General features: G+C 43.5%; 19 protein-coding genes. 2 read left to right on the top strand and 17 right to left on the bottom strand.

The window, feature by feature from the left end:
• Positions 1-28 precede the first annotated feature (28 nt).
• The 4 genes from CB4_RS12640 to CB4_RS12620 all read right to left on the bottom strand — a co-directional run bounded on the left by CB4_RS12640 (position 29) and on the right by CB4_RS12620 (position 3550).
• Positions 29-1462: a spore germination protein gene (locus CB4_RS12640; RefSeq protein WP_096466149.1), complete on the bottom strand. Its 1434-nt coding sequence runs from the start codon at positions 1460-1462 to the stop codon at positions 29-31.
• Positions 1463-2037: 575 nt separating this feature from the next.
• Complete coding sequence (locus tag CB4_RS12630) at positions 2038-2472, bottom strand: Dps family protein (protein ID WP_096466147.1); 435 nt, start codon at positions 2470-2472, stop codon at positions 2038-2040.
• Positions 2473-2674: 202 nt separating this feature from the next.
• On the bottom strand, positions 2675-2917 hold the full coding sequence (locus CB4_RS12625) for a DUF2164 domain-containing protein (protein WP_096466146.1): 243 nt from the start codon (positions 2915-2917) through the stop codon (positions 2675-2677).
• Positions 2918-3076: 159 nt separating this feature from the next.
• Positions 3077-3550, bottom strand: a complete 474-nt coding sequence (locus CB4_RS12620; protein WP_096467732.1) for a hypothetical protein — start codon at positions 3548-3550, stop codon at positions 3077-3079.
• A 213-nt stretch (positions 3551-3763) separates the two neighbouring features.
• Here CB4_RS12620 and CB4_RS12615 point away from each other — a divergent pair, with 213 nt between their 5' ends.
• The gene (locus tag CB4_RS12615; RefSeq protein WP_096466145.1) at positions 3764-6886 is read left to right on the top strand and encodes an efflux RND transporter permease subunit; all 3123 of its coding nucleotides are present in this window, start codon (positions 3764-3766) and stop codon (positions 6884-6886) included.
• 477 nt (positions 6887-7363) lie between these two features.
• Here the strand turns inward: CB4_RS12615 and CB4_RS12610 are convergent, their stop codons facing one another.
• Both CB4_RS12610 and CB4_RS12605 read right to left on the bottom strand, forming a co-directional pair.
• A complete protein-coding gene (locus tag CB4_RS12610; RefSeq protein ID WP_096466144.1) occupies positions 7364-7861 on the bottom strand; it encodes an SRPBCC domain-containing protein in 498 nt (165 codons plus the stop codon).
• Between the two features lie 125 nt (positions 7862-7986).
• Positions 7987-8322, bottom strand: coding sequence for an ArsR/SmtB family transcription factor (locus tag CB4_RS12605; protein WP_096466143.1), 336 nt, complete (start codon positions 8320-8322; stop codon positions 7987-7989).
• A gap of 430 nt (positions 8323-8752) precedes the next feature.
• Here CB4_RS12605 and CB4_RS12600 point away from each other — a divergent pair, with 430 nt between their 5' ends.
• Positions 8753-9034, top strand: a complete 282-nt coding sequence (locus CB4_RS12600) for a DUF3817 domain-containing protein (protein ID WP_197703120.1) — start codon at positions 8753-8755, stop codon at positions 9032-9034.
• A 120-nt stretch (positions 9035-9154) separates the two neighbouring features.
• On the opposite strand, the gene sigJ is transcribed toward CB4_RS12600, so the two are convergent.
• The 11 genes from sigJ to mobA form a co-directional block, all read right to left on the bottom strand.
• Positions 9155-10027, bottom strand: coding sequence for an RNA polymerase sigma factor SigJ (gene sigJ, locus CB4_RS12595; RefSeq protein ID WP_157737969.1), 873 nt, complete (start codon positions 10025-10027; stop codon positions 9155-9157).
• 44 nt (positions 10028-10071) lie between these two features.
• Positions 10072-10923 carry an NAD-dependent epimerase/dehydratase family protein gene (locus CB4_RS12590; RefSeq protein ID WP_096466140.1) on the bottom strand — a complete coding sequence of 284 codons (852 nt, stop codon included), beginning with the start codon at positions 10921-10923 and terminating at the stop codon, positions 10072-10074.
• Positions 10924-11332: 409 nt separating this feature from the next.
• On the bottom strand, positions 11333-11734 hold the full coding sequence (locus tag CB4_RS12585; RefSeq protein WP_231955994.1) for a GNAT family N-acetyltransferase: 402 nt from the start codon (positions 11732-11734) through the stop codon (positions 11333-11335).
• Between the two features lie 130 nt (positions 11735-11864).
• Positions 11865-14024: an ABC transporter transmembrane domain-containing protein gene (locus CB4_RS12580; RefSeq protein WP_096466138.1), complete on the bottom strand. Its 2160-nt coding sequence runs from the start codon at positions 14022-14024 to the stop codon at positions 11865-11867.
• 20 nt (positions 14025-14044) lie between these two features.
• Positions 14045-14569: a hypothetical protein gene (locus tag CB4_RS12575; RefSeq protein WP_096466137.1), complete on the bottom strand. Its 525-nt coding sequence runs from the start codon at positions 14567-14569 to the stop codon at positions 14045-14047.
• Between the two features lie 143 nt (positions 14570-14712).
• Positions 14713-16194 (bottom strand): diguanylate cyclase domain-containing protein, encoded by a 1482-nt coding sequence (locus tag CB4_RS12570; RefSeq protein WP_096466136.1) that lies wholly within the window; start codon positions 16192-16194, stop codon positions 14713-14715.
• A gap of 5 nt (positions 16195-16199) precedes the next feature.
• The gene (gene moaD / locus CB4_RS12565; protein WP_096466135.1) at positions 16200-16442 is read right to left on the bottom strand and encodes a molybdopterin converting factor subunit 1; all 243 of its coding nucleotides are present in this window, start codon (positions 16440-16442) and stop codon (positions 16200-16202) included.
• A 3-nt stretch (positions 16443-16445) separates the two neighbouring features.
• On the bottom strand, positions 16446-16865 hold the full coding sequence (locus CB4_RS12560) for a molybdenum cofactor biosynthesis protein MoaE (RefSeq protein WP_408607752.1): 420 nt from the start codon (positions 16863-16865) through the stop codon (positions 16446-16448).
• Between the two features lie 44 nt (positions 16866-16909).
• Positions 16910-17416 (bottom strand): molybdopterin-guanine dinucleotide biosynthesis protein B, encoded by a 507-nt coding sequence (gene mobB / locus CB4_RS12555; protein ID WP_096466133.1) that lies wholly within the window; start codon positions 17414-17416, stop codon positions 16910-16912.
• A gap of 11 nt (positions 17417-17427) precedes the next feature.
• On the bottom strand, positions 17428-18681 hold the full coding sequence (locus CB4_RS12550) for a molybdopterin molybdotransferase MoeA (RefSeq protein WP_096466132.1): 1254 nt from the start codon (positions 18679-18681) through the stop codon (positions 17428-17430).
• Entirely contained in the window at positions 18678-19274 is a 597-nt protein-coding gene (mobA, locus tag CB4_RS12545) for a molybdenum cofactor guanylyltransferase (protein WP_157737968.1), read from the bottom strand. Before mobA ends, CB4_RS12550 begins: the two co-directional genes overlap by 4 nt.
• Positions 19275-19280 lie beyond the last annotated feature (6 nt).

The raw sequence follows: 19280 nt of genomic DNA, 5'->3' as shown, positions 1-19280 counted from the left end.
CCTAACCACCTTCTGCACAGTTTCGGTACTACTTTTTGCGAAAACGAATCAAGTCTTTCGTTCGAAAAAGTGACGGGCGTTTTTTGTTGAGCGGCAGCGGGCGACGAATAAACGTATCCGTGCTGTCGAACAGATTGAAGGGGGCCAGAGGCGAAAGATAAGGTACCCCGAAGGAACGCAACGAAGTCAAGTGTGTGAACAGAAAAATGGTACCGGCCATCAAGCCGACATATCCTAAAGCTCCAGCCAACAAGATTACAAGGAATCGTAAAAAACGAATGGCATAAGCGGTGCTGGTGGCAGGCAGCGTAAAAGAGCAAATACCTGTAAAGGCAACAAGAATCACCGTCGCTGGAGAGACAATGCCCGCCTGTACCGCTGCTTGTCCCAGAACAAGGCCTCCCACGATACTGACGGCAGAACCGACTTGTCTCGGCAAACGAATCCCCGCCTCCCGTAAAATCTCGAATATCCCTTCCATCATTAAGACTTCGATGATCGTTGGATAGGGGACGGGTTCCCTTCCTTGGACCATACTCATTAAGAATGAGGTCGGCAAAAATTCATGGTGGTAGGTTACCGTCGCGATATAGAAAGCGGGTAAGAACAGGGTGACAAAGACGCAAAATAATCGGATCAGCCTTAGAATGGAAGAGATGTAATAGGGCCAGTAATAATCTTCACTCACCTGAAGCGATTGAAAAAATACGAAGGGGACGATCAATGCCCCTGGCACCGCATTCAGCATGATAACGACTCTTCCTTCCAAAAGCGCTCCCGTCACTCGATCCGGCCGCTCCGAAGTTTCCATCAAAGGAAATATGGTAAACTTGTTGTCCGTTAACCATTCCTCCAAATAATTGACATCCAATATTTCTTCAAAAGGGACAGTAGAAATACGGTTATGCACTTCCTGCAAGATTTTATCGTTGACAATGCCTTGAATGGATAAAATAGCAATCGTATTCTTCGTATAGCTGCCAAGCTTCTTAAATTCCACCTTGAGTCTTGAAGAAGGACAGTGAAAGCGAATCAAAGCGATGTTGTTACCTAGCGACTCGTTAAAACCGTCATGCGGTCCTTTTATTGTTACTTCGCTATCCGGTTCTGTAACAGATCTCGTGTTGACCGAAACCGTATCCACAGACAGCGCCTCAGTTGCATTTTCCAAAAGAAAAATCGTACACCCCGTGATCAATTCTTCAACCGCTTCTTCGATGGAACCCACTCTGTTTTTTGCTCGTATTTCAAGCTGCTTCTTTACTTCAGGAAGCGCTACCAGCTTCGTTAACAAGTCGGTCGGATCGGCAATACTTCCCAGATACAAGATTCCGATACCCTCGTTGTTCTCAATCTGGATTTTTTTTATAATCAAATCTTCCGTGTCGCATAAATTCGCCTTGATCGCATCAATGCTTGCTTGCATGTCGGTTTGGATGATTGTTCTGTTAACATTGTTCATCTTGCGTTCATGTTCACCGCCCCTGGTAAGGAATTACTGTTTTCATTTTTTCCTAGAGTGTTTTTTTAAAACATATCTGACAACCGAATAAGAATCAGTTTTTTGGAGAATAGTTACTATTCAGGTGATGAAAATGAAACCATTCATGTACTTGAACATCGCATCCGTTATATGGACATTGTTTCTGCTCGTTTTTTTGCCAGGGAGCAAATTTTATGGAAAACATCAAAACAGCCTATGGCTTTTTATTTTTGTTAGTATATGGACAATCGTACCTACACTGCTAATGATTTATGTAACTACATGGGTATCGAAACGAAAAGAGTCGAAATGAAGAAGCCCATACATTTGATTAAAAAGCCGGTGATGTCCCTTTTACTTTTGGGCAGAAGCCAATATAAAAACACTATCCTTTATTTCGTTGTTAGAGAAAGAATAGTGTTTTTTTCATTTTAGGGATACCGGAAAATCTTAGCTTGATAGGCATGTGACGAGACCCCTTATAGGTAAATTCACTTCCATATTATTCATTAAATGAAAAAAAGCGAGGGTACTAAACCTCTCGCTTCACTTACTTATCCAAGGAAAGAAGTCAACATCCAGATGTGCTTTTCTAGGGAAGAATGAATCGCAAGTAACATATCCCCTGTCACTTCATCATTTTTCTCATCCGCTAGCTCCATACCTTCTTTCAATTCTTTGTTCATTTGTTCAAAATCATCGATAAGAATTTGTACCATTTGCTGTGCATTTTCTTCATTTGTCGCTTCTTGGATAGAGGCGAGCGCCAGACATGCTTTCATCGTTGCTACTGGCTGTCCCTTTAATGCAAGTAAACGCTCAGCCAGCTCGTCAATATGCAGGGAGGCTTCATTATAAAACTCTTCAAATTTTGCATGCAGTGTGAAAAACTGATTTCCTTTTACGTACCAATGATAGTTGTGCAGCTTTACATAAAGTACAGTCCAATTTGCAATTTGTTGATTTAATACGTTTTCCATTGTTTTCATTACTAATTCGCCTCCATAAAATATAATGAATACTTATTTATAATCATTTTATATATGTTACAACCTTGATTATAACTTGTTTTCTCCAAAAGTCAACAAATGTATTCTTTTTTCCTTATCAAGCTAGGAATAAAGAAATAACGAAATAGACCAGGTTATCGTAAATCAAAAAGACGCCTCTGAGTGAGTACGTCTTTTTGATTTACATTTTCGCATGCAAAGCGTATATTTCTTCCTCTAGAGAAGTGAATTGTTGTTGAATGACAGTTCGGGCATCGTTTAATGCCTGGTTATAAATAATGGGCGCTGTTTGATTCATTATAAAATCAAGTAATTGTTCAGCTGCCAAGTTACCTATAGGCTCGTCTCTTTCTTCACTAAAATACTGCTGAATGTTACTGATAATGCCCTCTTTAAGTTCTTTTGGTATTTTCTTAATAAGCATTAGAGAACCTCCATCGATATAAATCGTATATAATTGTTCCATTTCATTCTCGTTCTTTCCATTACTACATCTTACAATACACTCCTTTATTTGTAATTTAAAGATTAGTGTATAAGAGAGTAGGGGTAGCCATTGCTGACTACCCCTACTCTCTTTTTCTTATCGCATATTACCAATGATTGAACTTCTACTATCCTGCATCTTTTTGATGAAATTCGTCATCACGTCAAATGCTTCATTTCGCTTGTTTGACATACTTTGGAGACGTAGCATATCCATTTGTTGCGTACTGCTTAGAGAGTCAATTTGACTTTTCACTTTTTCAATTTGTTTCTGCAATTCTTCTCTTTGCTTTTCATCTGTTGTGCTAGATAAATTATTTCTTAGCTCTTTTAGTTGCTCATTTAACTGAGTGATCTGCGCATTTCTTTTCTGAACTTCTTCAAGTTTGTTTTTGAGTTGAGTGTCTAATAATTGCGCTCGTTGCGATTGCACCTGCATTAAAGCTGTCTCCAAATCTATGCTATTTAAATCAATACTATTCATATTATTGACACCAGCAGCAGATACCGCTCCTGCCCCAGAAAACACCATAGCCACTGCCATCATTCCACCAATAAGCTTCTTTTTCATAATCATTCATTCCTACCTTTCATCAGCCATTAAGATATATTTGATTATATTCTTAGGAAAGGTTAGTATCTGTGACTTGAATTACATTTAAAAAATAAATTTACTTCGTGATCTTCTAAGTCTGCAATCCGGAAATTTTTTAATCCTCCTGAACTTTTTAGCCAACGTCTTAGTCTTTTCATTATGGTTAAACCAAGAATGGGGAGGAAAAACATGAAGAAAATAATTGAAGCCTCCATGCAAAGAGCCGTGCTTCTCTTAGTTTGCATTGTGCTCATTGTCGCATGGGGCGGGATTTCAGCATTCCAAATGCAGCGTGACTATCTGCCAAGCATCAATAATACAACGTTGCTCGTTTCTCTACGCGTGCCATCTTATCAGACTGATCAAATCAAACAAACCGTTACCGACAAGGTAACAGATGCTGTTCGTACAGCAGATGGACTTACACATATCGAAACCACTTCGTACGATGGTGGTTTGCTGATGAGCCTGTATTTCCCAATGGATTTTGATATGAAGCTTGCGGAAAATGAGGTTAAACAGTCGTTGGCGAATGTCGATTTACCAAGCGATGTTAAACAAACACCTACAGTTACACGGGTTACGACGAACTCATTTCCCATTTTAAGTTATAGTCTATCTAGCGACCATATGGATGGAAACGCACTGCGCTCCACTGTTCAGGCCAGTATCACAAAACAGTTAAAATCTGTTCCCGGTGTTGCGGACGTACAAGCTGTAGGAGCAGCGAATGATGGCTATGTCATCACAGTTCGTATGAAGGATTTACAGAAAAATGGACTGACTGTGGATGATGTAAACAAATCCCTCACATCTGCTATGCCATCCTGGTCATCTGGTAAGATTCCGAACGGGAAAGTGTCCATCCCCATTCGGATTGAGGGGTTAAACTGGAGCGACCAGCAAATTAAAGACATCTCGCTTAAAAATAAACAGGGAAAAAGTGTACCTTTATCTGCCGTTGCAGATGTGTCTCATTCCCTGACTGATGTAAAAACCATTTCCAGAACGAATGGAAAACCGAGTGTGTTGCTTAATGTGCTGAAAACACCTTCTGCAAACATTACAGATGTTTCAGAGCGTGTGCAACAACGAATCGCCCAAATCCCCGCTATTCAAAAAGGTGACGTATCCCTTACGCTTATGCTGGATCGGGCACATGAATTAAATGCTTCATTAAAGGGACTTGTGCGTGAGGGCTTGCTTGGATGTCTATTTTCCATGCTATGTGTTTTCTTCTTTTTCCGAAACGTACGCTCTACTCTGTTGATTGCAGTGTCTCTGCCGATTTCTCTGCTAGCAACAACAGCGGTTCTTAAGTGGCTGGGCATTACTCTTAACATCTTAACCGTGTCCGGTTTGATTGTTGCCATGGGTCGCATTGTGGACGATTCGATTGTCATTTTAGATAACATTTACCGAAGAATACAGGAATCAAAGGGAGCCTCTTTGCTTCATACTACGGCTTCCGCTGTGTCTGAGATGCTGCCTGCTATTTTTGCTTCCACAGCTACCACGATTGCCGTGTATGTCCCAATCGCAATGGTAGGCGGCATTGTCAGCGCTTCGTTTTCCGGCTTTGCCTGGTCTGTTGTAACAGCATTAGTCGTTTCTTTCTTTGTCGCGATGCTGGTGATCCCATCCTTTTTCTTTATGGGATGGAAAGGACTACACGCCGAATCCGTAACAGTTGAATCAAAAATGAAGCCTGTTCTGCAGTTCGCCTTTACGAACAAGCGGTGGGTTATTCTTACTTCTATCGTACTCTTTGTCGGTGCTGGCATTTATTCTGCTTTCTTGCCTGTCAACTTCTTGCCAAGCGCAAAATCAGGTCAGGTGGCGGTTAAAGTTGAATTGCCGAAAGGAAGTTCACTGTCTCAAGTCGATACGGAAGTTAAAAAGGTTGAGAGTATTCTGCGAGCAAATCCAAATGTGGCTGCCTTTTCGGCTGCCTTTGGCTCAAGCTTTGCACCGCAAAGTGACGATGTGTTCGATGAGGGCGGCGGATTTATTCAGCAGCCAAATGTTGCGAATCTATCTGTAGCGCTGAAGGATAAAAATCAGCTGAATTCTTTTATCCCAAGCCTACAAACGTCCCTTTCGTCACTCTCAAATAAAGCGGTATATACCGTTACGAACCAAAACATTTCCGGGGATGATTCACAATTAAAAGTGATGCTTACAGGCCCGAATCAAAAATCTGTGGATGATGCAGCCCAAAAAGTTCGAACTGCATTAGCTGACATTTCAGGGCTAAGCGTAGACGGGAAAGTAGACCTCACAAATGGAACGCCGCAATATACGGTGATACTAAACCAAAACAAAATTAAGCAGGCTGGAGTAAAACTGGATGATATTACACGTGTACTATCTGGTTATTTCACGCAGCCAAAAGATTTTTCGATTACGACCAGCTCTTACTCCATTCCTGGTGATATGTATCTTGAACAGCTGCAGGAAAAAGGTAGCGAAGTAACTGCAAAGCAAAATGATCCAGCAAAACTTATGTCTTTACTAGCTGCCGAGACCTTTACTGCAAAAAATGGACAAAAAATTCGCCTGGATCAGCTGGCAGTTATTTCAGAGGATCATACGCCTTCTTCTATTCAGGAACGCGACGGACAACCATATGCGGCTGTGACCGCGCAAATTACATCTAACGATATGAGCGGTGTATCAAGTAAAGTACAGCAGACGCTTGATCATACGTCCTTACCAAAAGGTGTGTCGTTTTCGTTAGGTGGAATCTCCGAGCAGGTGAAACAAATGGTGATCGATATGTCGATTGCATTAGCCTTCTCCGTACTGTTGGTCCTGCTCATTACAAGTGCTGTCTTTAAAGGCTGGAAAGCACCATTGGCGGTCTTGTTAAGCATTCCAATGGCAGTAAGTGGGGTTGTACTAAGTCTGATTCTTTTTGGTGGAGAATGGAACTTAGCTGCCTTAGTCGGTGTACTTATGCTTATTGGAATTGTAGTTACTAATGGTATCGTTATGATCGATAAGATTGAGCGAAATCGACTGGAAGGCATGGAAATGAGGAGCGCCATTATTCAAGGTAGCTTGTCCCGGGTGCGCCCGATTTTCATGACGGCTGGAACAACTATTTTAGCTCTTTTGCCATTAGCATTCACACACAGCACAGATACCGTTATTTCTCAGACACTTGGAATTGTAGTGATTGGGGGAATGATTACATCAACGCTTAACAGTTTTATGGTGATTCCAATTATTTATGAATGGTTGCAAAGTAAGTCAATAAAAAGAAAAGAAAGGTCATTTATAAAGGTAACCGATAACAAAACATGCTAAAAATTGAATGGTGAGTAGGAAGGAGTAACTAACTCCTTCCTACTCTACCATCTCATTATAGGCAACCCCAATATGTACCCTTACTTCTCTGAAATTCGCTTGCATGAGAGCACAACGTTATGCTGCACCACCTAAATGTTAATTTTATATAGTAATCGTATCGTTTACATGAAGAATCCGGTCAAGTCATTTATCTATTCTACTTACCGTATTATAATGTAGCCATGTGTTATCACCACCACTTTCCACTGGCATCCTTTATGGGTGTCTTTTTCTTTTTTAGGATTATCACTCCTTAATCCCACCATAAATAAATTTTATTGTCTTTTACCAAACTTCTTAGCTTTTTAATCAAATCTTCTGTTTTCATCCCGTAATTGCAATGCGTTGCATGAAAAAACCGGACTCCTATAAGGGAATCCGGTTTTCGTAATAGCTATGTTCAAACACTGGCGGCCATTCCGCCGAATATCGGATTTACACCTTCGATGCTAGGTATTCTGCCAATTGGTCGAAGGTTCCGGCGAAGCCTTTTTGCATGTTATCATGCATAGACTCGAACGTTTGTAGCTCCTCATCTGTCGCAGAAAGAGGCATCCCGTGCATGGTGAGCGTCGTCTTGCCGTCCTGCTCTGTGAAAGTCAGGGTGTTCAAAATTTCCAGTGGCCATGTCTGACTGAACGGCGCCCGGATCGTATTGCCTTCTTCGTCGGAAAAAGAATTGGTATATACCATTTTCTCAGGCGCAGAAATTTCGCGGTAAACGAACTTGCCCCACATGACGTGCCCGTCAGCAGATTGTTGGCTGTAATGAAAAATACCGCCCGGACGGACATCCAGCTTGGAAACATTCAGCGTCCAGTCCTTCGGGCCCCACCAATGTTTAAGGTGCTCCGCTTGTGTAAACGCTTGGAATACAAGCTCTCTCGGTGCATTAAAAGTATGTGTAATCACTAATTCGATGGTTTTGGACATGTTCATTCCTCCTGGAATATTCATTGGTATTTAAATGACATCCGTATTGCCGGGCAATGTGAAATTTGCCATGATATTGACCTTTCCTCATTTTTATTATTTGTGACTAAACACTCCTAGCAGGATTACTGCTTCTGATCATCGTTCACTCCCTTTCTTTGCAAGTCCTGCAGATAAGCATCTAATCGGTCGAATCTCTCCTCCCAGAGATGGCGATAGGACTCTAACCAGTTATCAATCTCCATGAACGGCTGGGGTCGGAGCTTATAGATTCGACGATTGGCGACCGCTTGCACTTCAACAAGCCCAGCATCGCATAACACGCGAAGATGCTTCGATGCCTGCGGCTGATTGAAGCCAAGACGATCGGCTACTTCCCCTACGGAAAGGGGGCCTTGACGTAGCAGTTCAACAATACGCAGCCGATTTGGCTCAGCCAGAGCACTCCATGTCGAATTCATGCCTTAAATATACATCATCAGGAATATTCCTGTAAAGGAATATTTAAAATATATTTTTGCTCCCTTCGTTATTCACAAATTCATGGTCGGCAAGCATTCTTGAGAATTAAGAAAACTGCTTGAAATGTCAATCCCCCTCTGCTTGTCATAATGAACTATACGGATTGAATTTGTTAAGGAGCACCTAACTTTTACTGGCGAGGATTCACCAATGGCCAATTTAATACCTGGCGGCCTTAATCGGTGTACTCATGCAATAGCTTCCTTGTCATTCCTGTTATTTATGAATGGCTGCAGCGTAATTCAAACCAAAGAGAAAATCATAAAGTGTCAGTATTATGAACAGCACATGTTTTCATGTTATTTATGCTCAGTTCAGTTTATAATCGAAAAAGAAACATAGTGTATAACCAAAAGGAGCTGATTTATCGTGATGAATGATCCCATTGCCCGTTTACGCATGATTGGGCTTATAGAAGGGATTTCGTTCTTGCTTTTACTTTTCGTAGCCATGCCGCTGAAATACGTGATGAATATTTCACAGGGTGTGGCCGTAATCGGGATGATTCACGGCGTATTGTTTATGCTCTACATTCTCGCTGTGCTTAGTGTAAAAGCATCACAAAATTGGTCAATAGGTCGCGCACTTGGCGCGATTATCGCCGGGATATTGCCGTTTGGACCGATAGTGTTGAACAAGCGCCTGCTGTAAACGCTATAGGAGTTCAGTCGAGATACGTGTAAAAACTTTTCCTATGAAAAAAGCCGAGTTCCTGTTCAACACTAAGGAAAATCGGCTTTTTTTGATCTGTAGATGAAATATCCTTCTTTATTAGAACGGAAAAATATTGATTTGTCGGAGTTTATCAGGATTTACAACATAAAATAACTGATGGATTTTATGGGTATTTGGATTCCAGACAAAACTAAATACCCCTATAGGCTTTCCATCCTTTACGATGAGTATTCCCTTTTGGTTGTTTACACTCACTACGTGTGCTGTTTTTCCAGCGAAAAACTTGGTGGCAATCGCATGCAGTAAGGCTAAGACACGTTCCTTGCTCACGATTTCATTAATGGCGGTAACAACTTTGCCTCCCCCATCTGCCACGAAGGTTACGTCATCAGCTAAGATATCCGTAATTTCTTGAATGCTCCCATTTGATAAGGCAGAGATAAATCTAGCTGTATGTTCTTCCTGAATCTGATACGATGTCATATTTTCTCCAGAAAGGTCTTTTATTTTTTTCTTTGCTCTGCTGAATATTTTACGGCAATTCACTTCCGTAATATTCAGCATGCTAGCGGTTTCTGGATGTTCTAATTGGAATGCTTCTTTCAAAACATAGACCGCTCGCTCCATTGCAGACAATTCTTCCATTAAAATAATAAGTGCATAACTGAGTGAATCATCCTGGATGACTTTTTCTGAAGGGTCCACTAAGGGTCCCTGCACAATGGGTTCCGGTAACCAAGTACCTAGGTATGATTCTCTTTTTTTTCTAACCGATTTGATCTCATTTATGCAGCGATTTGTCACCATTTTACTTAAATAGGATTTCACATTGTTAATATGAGGGGTGTCACTTCCTTGTAATTTAATGAAGGTATCGTGAACGATGTCTTCAGCATCAGTTAAAGAGCCAAGCATCCGGTACGCAATAGAAATTAGATAGGGCTTAAAAGATAAATACAATTCCTCCACTCGAATTCCTCCTAAGCTGAAAAATACCCTAGATACGTTTATATCTAGGGTACACATTTGAAACCCTCACGCCAAGTAGGATGAAGCGGTGTCCAGCCATAATGAGTACGTGCCTTAGCGTTTGAAGCACCTCGTTCACCGCGATTGCTCCCGGCTTGGATAGCCGGTTCGGGTGCGCCGATCGCGGAGGCATAAGCAGGTAACCATAAAGATCCTGAAGCTGGCTCGTCATCCACTATGTTCACTGGACCAGATGGCCAATCTAGCGCGAGGAAGGCCGTTCTTGCAGCATCCTCAACATGAAGGAAAGAGCTTACTCCCTCGGTCGCTGTCATTTCTTTTCTGTGTACCTGCTCGGCAATCATTCCATGTACATCATACCACGTACCAGGTCCGTAAAGCGTACCATATCGAAGGATGACTGATTCAGGAATTTCTGCGACCGCTTTCTCTAAGGCCACAATTCCGGCGATGGTCGTTTGCCGAGGCATAGGTGCGTCCAAATCCAATGGAACCTCTTCTGTAGCAGGGGCTACGCCTGGTTCATACGCCCAAGAGATGCTTTGGGCAATCATCCGCCTTACTCCTACCGAGTGTGAAGCATCGACAAGATTTCGCGTTCCCTCGATTCTAATTTTGGCATTATCCGCCGAACTCTGCGCATGTAACGATGTGAGTTGATGGATAACTACATCAGGACGAGTCTCATGCAGTGCAGTAAAAATGGCATCCCGATCGAAAGCATCTGCTACCCGTGGTTTTGCTCCCATTTCTTCAATCATGTTTGTGTGTGATGTATGATGCGTCATTCCGGTGACTTCATGGCCAGCTTGAACCAATAAAGGAATCAAGGAACGCCCAATCACACCCGTTGCACCAGCAACAAAAATTTTCATAATCCATACCTCCCAGACACTTTTTTCGTTCATCATAAGTAAAGACAAATCACACGCCAAATGTGTGACTACTATTACGAAAAAAATATAAAACAGGCTTGACGGGTCAATAGCTCGTTTGTCTTGTTCCCGTACAATAAAAAGACCTGCCTCAGTGACCATGGGAGGCAGGTCTTTTTGTTGTACGGGAAATGGTTTACTTCACGGTGGAAACTCTCAATTGCTCATTACTCTTGAGTAATTGTACGAATGTGTGCGAAGGGGTTTTTTTGATGGAGAGAGGTCCTCTTCCACCTCCGCCTTTTCCATTAAAGGGTGATCTTGTTGGAAACATTTCAATTCCTCCTTTCTAAATAGATAATTTATTACTACATTTCCAGAATATCAATTGGAAAATAATGCGTCAAGCCTACTTTTGTGCCCGATTTAAATACCGCAGCAGCCGGGGGAAGTCGGCGGAGAAAATGTTCTCTCTCCCATGATACCCATCTCGCTGCCCTATGATATCGGCGAATTTGGAATAGAGTTTGGTCAAATAGGTATTGTCGGCAAGGGCATAAAATTGGAATGTGCGTACGTGACGATTTTCTTCATTTATATGATTCACCAGGTAATGGAAGCCTTTGACAAACAGACGGCTACCGCGATGAGTCTCTGTCATAATCACGGAATCAACGAAGGCGATCTCACCGTCTGGGTGCGGTTCATAGTCTTTTGTGACATAGCCGTAGTTCATCCAGGCAATCGTGTTATCCATCTGATCGAGTACAAGGATGATGTGAGAGGCGCCTATCGTTTCTAGTGTATGCATCAATGCGTCAGATAGAGAAAATGAGCGGCTGAAATTTTTTCGGTGACGAATGAAAAAAAGAGTATACGCAGCAAAGTCTTCATCATTTTTACAGACTCGGTAATGGACTGCCATCGGTTTCAACACTCCCCTACTGTTTTCGTTCCTTTATTTTCTGCCTTATGCGGAAATTAATCTCAGGATATTGAGACAGGACATAATAGAGTACTTTGCGTTGCAGAGTTAGAAGAATGCAAGGCGTCAAGGCTGTTACATTCGCGGTTCGCGGAACATTCTCCAGCAGTGCGATTTCCCCGAAATGATCGCCGTCTTCCAGAACAGCCAGCCGAACTTGCCCCCCTTCCGTATCGGGAGATCGTTTGGTAACCTCCACTCTTCCGCGAGCAATCAAATAAAACTTTTCCCCTATGTCCCCTTCATGAATGATCGATTGTCCGGCGACGAACGTTTCTGTATTGAACAAATCCTTGATTTCCTTCAGTACTTCTCCATCCATATCACGGAAGAAAGGAAGCTTCGCCAACCGTTCCGCATCAATACTTGCTTCTTGCCCGCTCTGCGATATGGATAGTCCGCTCTGCTTCTCCCAGAGTTCTTTATAGAATCCTCCGTTCAGTAGCATTTGTTGATGGCTGCCGCTGTCCACTACTCTTCCCTGATCGAACACGAAGATTTGGTCCACGTCGGTTATGGAAGACAGGCGGTGCGTGACGGTAATCACCGTCCGATTACGCGATAATTCAGCAAATGTCTGATTAATCGAAGCTTCCGAGATCGGGTCTAGCGCAGAGGTTGCTTCGTCTAGCAACAAAATCGGAGGATTCCGCAGTATGGCACGAGCGATGGCTATCCGTTGTCGTTGACCGCCAGAAAAGTTGCTCCCGTCATCCAGAACCTCGGTTTGATATCCATTCGGTAAGCTTTGGATAAATTCATCAATTTCTGCCCGTTTGGCTGCTTCGATCACTTCATCCAATCTGGCTTCTGGTTTACTAATGCGAATGTTGTCTAGAATCGTTCCCCGAAATAGGAAGTTGTCTTGAAACACGATGCCGATTTGCTCTCGTACAGAACGACGGTCCATATCTTGCAGGCTACTACCGTTGATTCGAATCTGCCCCTCGTTCGGCTCATAGAAACCGAGAATGAGCTGGACCATCGTGCTTTTGCCAGAACCGCTAGAGCCAACGAAAGCTGCTGTTGATCCTTTTGGAATATGCAGATCGATTTGCTTTAACACTGTTTGCTCCTCGTTATAGCCGAACGTAACGTGATCGAAGTGAATATCGGGCTGCTGATTTTCCAGTACTCGAAGTGGCACGCTACCATTCGCTTCTAGTTGCTCGTCTAGCAACTGTTGAATGCGTTTCATACTGACTGAAGCATCTGCAAACGTTGGGATGGTGAACGTCAAGTTGAACACCGAATTCCCCATTGATGTATACATCGTAAAAAAGGCAACGAGTGCCCCCACGGTAATATGACCGTAAAGCGCCAAATAGGAGCCAAGCCCAATGATAGTAAAGTTGATCAGAAGCATACTAATCATCGGGATACGCTCCAGTTTCGCACTAATCACATTTTGCTTGTACTGGATTACAAATAAGGATTGCAGTCTTACAGTAAACTTGTCGATCATTGCCTGCTGTAAATTGAAACCTTTGATGACCTTTTGCGCTTTACTATTTTCCTGCACAGCGCCAGTCATTAAGGAAAACTGTTCTTTATAATCAGCATTGATCGCTTGCGCTCGCCCACCGAGTACATAAGGTCCGATAAAAATCACAACCGCGCCTATCAGAATGCATACGGCCATACTCCATTGTAAATAAAACAACACGGCGATTGTGATAATAACGACGGACAATGACTGGATTCCAATTGTAAGAATGACATGCATCGCTCTATCAATGGCCGGCAAGTCGACAGAAAAATAGGAAACGAGATCAGCGGAGTGGCTTTTCTGGAAGAAACGAATGTTTACATGCTGGAGATGGGTAAATAAGCGGGTTCGTAAGTCCTTCTGTACGCGTGCACTCAGTTTGGCTAACGCATAGTCACTTGCAATACCGGCGCTACAGCCAATAAAGCCTGCAACACAAAGCACCGTGAGAATTAAATAGAAGCGATCGATATCCTTTGGCACAATCGCATTGTCCACCATAAATTTAAGGCTTAAAGGAGCTAAAGAAACGAAGGCGAGATCGAGAAACAGGCTAAAGAAAAAGAGAAACGTCAGCCACTTATACGGACGCATATAGCTAAATAGATTTTTAATCACACTCAACATGTCGGGCTCCCTCTCCAGGATCAAAAATACGATTCATGACGAAAGCGCATGCCATACGTATGCCACTGTGAAAACGGCGCACGATATTCATCAATCAGACCCAAATCAGTTTCCCTCGTAGCTGTTCGCTCCGCGAGCTTGGCAAACAGTCTCCGAAGATCTCTTTTGGCGGGCGTCCAGAAGCGAAATTCTGTTACTTTCCGATCCAGTTGGGCGATGTATTGCGTAAGAAATTGTAAGCCTTCAAGAAACAGGCGAGTTTTGCGACGTTCATCTACGAGAAATACCGCTTGGATTTGTACGATATGAGTATCTTGATAATTGTGATCGCCGGTTCCATATATATAGCTAAGTGCTCCGATTACCTCATAGTCAGGATTAAAGCAAAGCACCGCTTCCCCCTGCATCAGAACGGGACTTGCCATAAAACTGAGCAAAACCGGAAATGGATAGGGAAGATTTAATTCCTTATGATGTTGGAGTAAGAAGGTAATGTACTTCTCCTGATAGCGCTCGGTCGCACATATTTGAAAATAATAGTCCATGTACAAGATTCCCCCCTAACGGTATAGGGTAATTATACCATGAGGATTCGATTAAGCAGTAGCATTTTGCACGTAGAAAAAGAACCAGGCCCAATTCCTTGGAGTAAAGGAATTGGGCCTGGTTGCGTAAAATAAATGGACCATTATTGGACAACACGATTTCGTCCATTATTTTTAGCTACGTATAGAGCTTGGTCGGCCCGTTTCAATAAAGCTTCAGCGCTTTCAGTAGCTGAAGGCGTACATGTTGCTACTCCTACACTACTAGTAACGACTGAGCTTACCGGGGAACTCGCATGGGGAATTTGCAGCGATTCAATACAGGAGCGTACACGTTCTGCTATAAGAAAAGCTCCTGTTTCATCAGTATTTGGTAAAATAATGGTAAATTCTTCTCCTCCATAACGGGCTACCAAATCATCGGGACGTTGCACAATTTTCTCGGCTGCTGCCGCTACTTTCTTTAAACATTCATCTCCTCCGCCGTGCCCGTATGTGTCATTGTATAGTTTGAAATGATCAATATCAAACATGATAAGGGATAAAGGAACTTGTTCCCGTTGACATGTACGCCATTCTCTTTCGAGTGTCTCATCAAAAATACGTCGATTTGCGATACCCGTAAGACCATCTCTGGATGAAAGAAGTACTAGCTGATGGTTTGCCTCTTTTAACTTTTGCTCCGCCATTTTACGCTCGGATATATCCCGGAATACCGTTAAGACAGAAGGATTTCCTTGGTAGAAAATAGAGGAAGCGACTTCAGCATGAAAGACTCTTTGATCAAGTGTGACTAATTTTTCTTCTAGTAGACCCATAGATACATATTCAGCAGTGTGTAACCCTTTTATACGTTGCGTAAAGGTCTCAATCGAATCTGGGTGAACAAAGTCGAGAACCTTTTTTTCTATGATTGAACACGCCTCTGAACCTGCTAATAATTGTTGCGCTACTTTATTAGCGTATACAATGGTTCCATTCGTATGAACAACAAGGGCATCTGGAAGTAATTCTACGAGACGACGGATTCTTTCTTCACTCTCTTTTAACTTTTTGTCTATGCGGTTTGTTCGTAGAAGATATTGAAGTAAAAACCCTGCAAAAAGAGCTCCTAGTATCGAGGAAAATCCATAATACAGGAAAATGGTATATAAAAGTTGCCGATTCGGAATGAGAATAGCAAAGGATGCGAAAATAATGAATATACATACCACGTTCATGAGCATCCATTTTTTTCTCGTGTTTTGTACGTTTTGAGCTATGATACCACATAGCAGGCCCATAATAAGGGAATTCGCACACCCAACGATAGAAGCCTTGGTAATTCCTCCGAACAGTAAAATGCGAGATATACTAATTATACTTCCTGTTAGTAACGCAGCAGGAAGCCCTCCAAAATAGGCAGCTGTAACGATAGAAAGATGTCGAAGGTCTGCAATAGTAGTTGAAGTAACAGGGATGGTAAAAAACATAAGGGAAGTCCCAAAAAGTCCCTGTCCTATCCCTACGCGTAACTTTACGTTCAACGGAGAACGTAAAGAGGGAATGCTATTTTTAAATAAGTGACTAAACACAAAAAGAATGGATGTAAAAATAGCAATATTTATGATTAATCCACGTAACAAATTAATCAGCCTCCACTTACCGGTGGAATGAAAGCAACTTCATCTTCGTCTATCAGTATATGCTCAGTCGGGACAAACGTTTGATTGACTGCGACCATCGCAGCCGGAACCCTGGCAGCAAGTATGGGATAAGCGTCTATAAGCCATTGTTTTACATCTTCTGTTGTCAGCCCCTTCTGATAAGGAATCTGTATATTCTCCAGTCCAGCTTCTTCTGCCATCGCAGCGAATAGTTTGATGGTAATCATTTGTTACTCCTCTCCAGTCGCACATTCCGGCTTTCCTGTCGGATAGGCGGTTATTTCTTTCTGGTCTCCAATCCATGCTTCGCCGGTTTCCCAGTGCTCTTTCTTCCAGATAGGGACGATTTCTTTAATGCGTTCGATCGCATACCGTGAGTATTCATACGAGTCGGCACGGTGTGGGGTCGCGACAGCGATCACAACCGCGATGTCGCTAATCTCAAGGCGTCCGATCCGATGAGTGATCGCGACAAGCGCTTCGGGACAGCGCTCGGTAATCTCCTCCCCGATTCGGGCAAGCTGCTTCTCAGCCATTTCCTTATAAGCGGCGTATTCGAGATACAGCGTTTTTTTGCCTTTTGTCAGCTCACGAACCGTTCCGACGAACAGGTTAATGGCGCCACAGTTCGGATGTACGACTTTATTCATCACCGACTCCACTGCAATCGGTGTCTCTGTAATTTCAAATAAATTCAACGGGATTCCTCCTCTTTTTGTTTGAGCCAGGTCATAATGTGTGAGATGATTCCTGCTACATCGTTAATATCGTAGCAAGGATGATGTTCAACAAGTATGCCATCCCATGTCACCACAGATTCTATATCCGTAACATCTTCCAGCAGCGTCGCGTGAGAAGACTCACGAAGTACGACAAATTTAGGATAGGTGGCAAATTTGTATCCTTCAATTAGTACCAGGTCGACTTCGCTGTAATACGGAAGCAACTGTTCGATTGAGCGATGCTCCTGAATCATGATCGCCGTTTTATCAGCGGATGTGATCGAGACAACATGTGCACCCGCTTCCCGGTGTCGGAACGTATCTTTACCCGGCTTGTCCACTTCGAATGTATGTGCATCATGCTTGATCGTGCCAATGCGTATACCTCGACTTGATAGGTCAGCAATCAATTTGCATAGCAAGGTTGTTTTCCCGCTGTTTGAGTAGCCGACAACCTGCAAGATGGGGGGAGTTCTCATGTTTATCTCTCCTATTCTCCAGCACGATACGGAAGAGGCAGAATGGTGACGAGATCACCTGCTGCTGCCCCCGCTCCACCTGCTGGAATACACATGAGACAGTTCGCATCTGTAATGTTGGTGACCACACCCGACTTATCCATACCGACCGGACGCACGACTATCTCGCCCTGCTCAATTGTCCAGGAGCTGCGCACATAACGGGTGAACGGTGATGGTTTTTTCATATCGATTCCAAGCTTCGCTTGCATCTCTGGTAGTGCCGTCTGCGATTTACCTTGTAGTGCATGTAGCGCTGGACGAACAAATAGCTCGAATCCGACGAAGCAGGCACCTGGATTGCCAGACAGACCGAAAATAAATTGCTGTCCAACCCGAGCAGTGGATGTGACACTGCCTGGACGCATTTTGATTTTATTGAATAGTAGATCGGCATCAAGTCGGGTAAATACGTCGACCATTACATCAAAATCCCCAACGGACACGCCACCGGATGTAATAAGGAAGTCGGTCTCGGATAAAATCTGCTGCACTTTTGCGACCGCAAGATCAGAATCATCTTCCAGATTGCCATACAGGATCGGAATCCCTCCTGCCTGACGAACCTGGCTTGCGGTCATATAGCTGTTACTGTTCCGAATTTTGCCGTATGTAAGTTCATCTTCCGGGCGCAAAAGCTCTGATCCGGTAGCAAGAATGCCGACGCGCGGCAGGCGATAGACGGGAACATGCGCATAGCCGAATGTCGCAAGAATCGCCATCTCACCTGGCCCGATTCGTGTACCTACTTCGATTAAACGGGTGCCTGTTTTCGTTTCTTCCCCCTGAAAAACGATGTTTTCGCCTGGCTTCATTTCTTTTTTGATCCCGACAATTCGATCGACACGCGCTTCGTTCTCACTTGTCATCTCGAACATGATGACACAATCTGCCCCTTGAGGAATGGCGGCTCCAGTCATAATGCGTGCGGCCTGGCCGACTTCTACACAAAAGTCTGGGGCATCTCCACAGGCGATGGCTCCTATGACTTCGAGTTCGATTGGGTTATGTATGCTTGCTCCTGTGGTGTCAGCGGAGCGTACGGCAAATCCGTCATATGGTGATTTACTGAAGTGCGGCACATCGCTGGTCGCGATAATCGCTTCTGCCAGACGGCGTCCTTCGCTTTCGAACAGGGGGATTTTTTCGATGTCTCCCTGTGTTATATGGGCCAGAATGCGCTGCTGGGCTTCTGCTACAGTGATTGGATCACGGTGAAATCTCATCTTATCTCTTCCTTTCTAAATGTCTCATAATCAGCTGGTGTATTAAGATTATAGAAGACTTGGGTAGAATCTTGCTGTACAGGAAGATCGGCCACGTTGATCGCGTCAAGCATCGTTCGCATACGCTTGTTTTCTGTTGACAGTTGGTTAAGAATCACAGGAAGTATGCGTCGATGGTACAAGGCACAGAGTGGCTGTAATCGTCCGTCAGCCTGTTTGGGTACAACTGCATCTAATTGGCCGCTTTTTAGTTTGGGAGCATACAACGCTAGCTCACAGAGAATGTCTTCATTGAGTTCAGGCATATCACAACCGACCACAAGGAGAAGATCGTGCGAGCTGACACGCATTGCAGTTGCAATTCCCCCAAGGGGGCCCTGCTCTTTGATATCATCGGGATAGATGGAAACAGAGGGAGGCAACAAAGTGAGCCGTTCTGCATGATTGCTAATGATGAGACAGGATTGTACGGTTTGTTGGAGTAGCCGGCAAGTACGAACAATCAGCGGTTCGCCTTTCACGGGCAGTAGCTCTTTTGGCTGGCCACCCATGCGTGAGCTTTTTCCTCCGGCGAGAATCACACCTTGAATCATTTTCCG

It is taken from the genome of Aneurinibacillus soli (assembly GCF_002355375.1).
Classification (GTDB): Bacteria; Bacillota; Bacilli; order Aneurinibacillales; family Aneurinibacillaceae; genus Aneurinibacillus; species Aneurinibacillus soli.
This window is presented reverse-complemented; position numbering and strand designations above follow the sequence as displayed.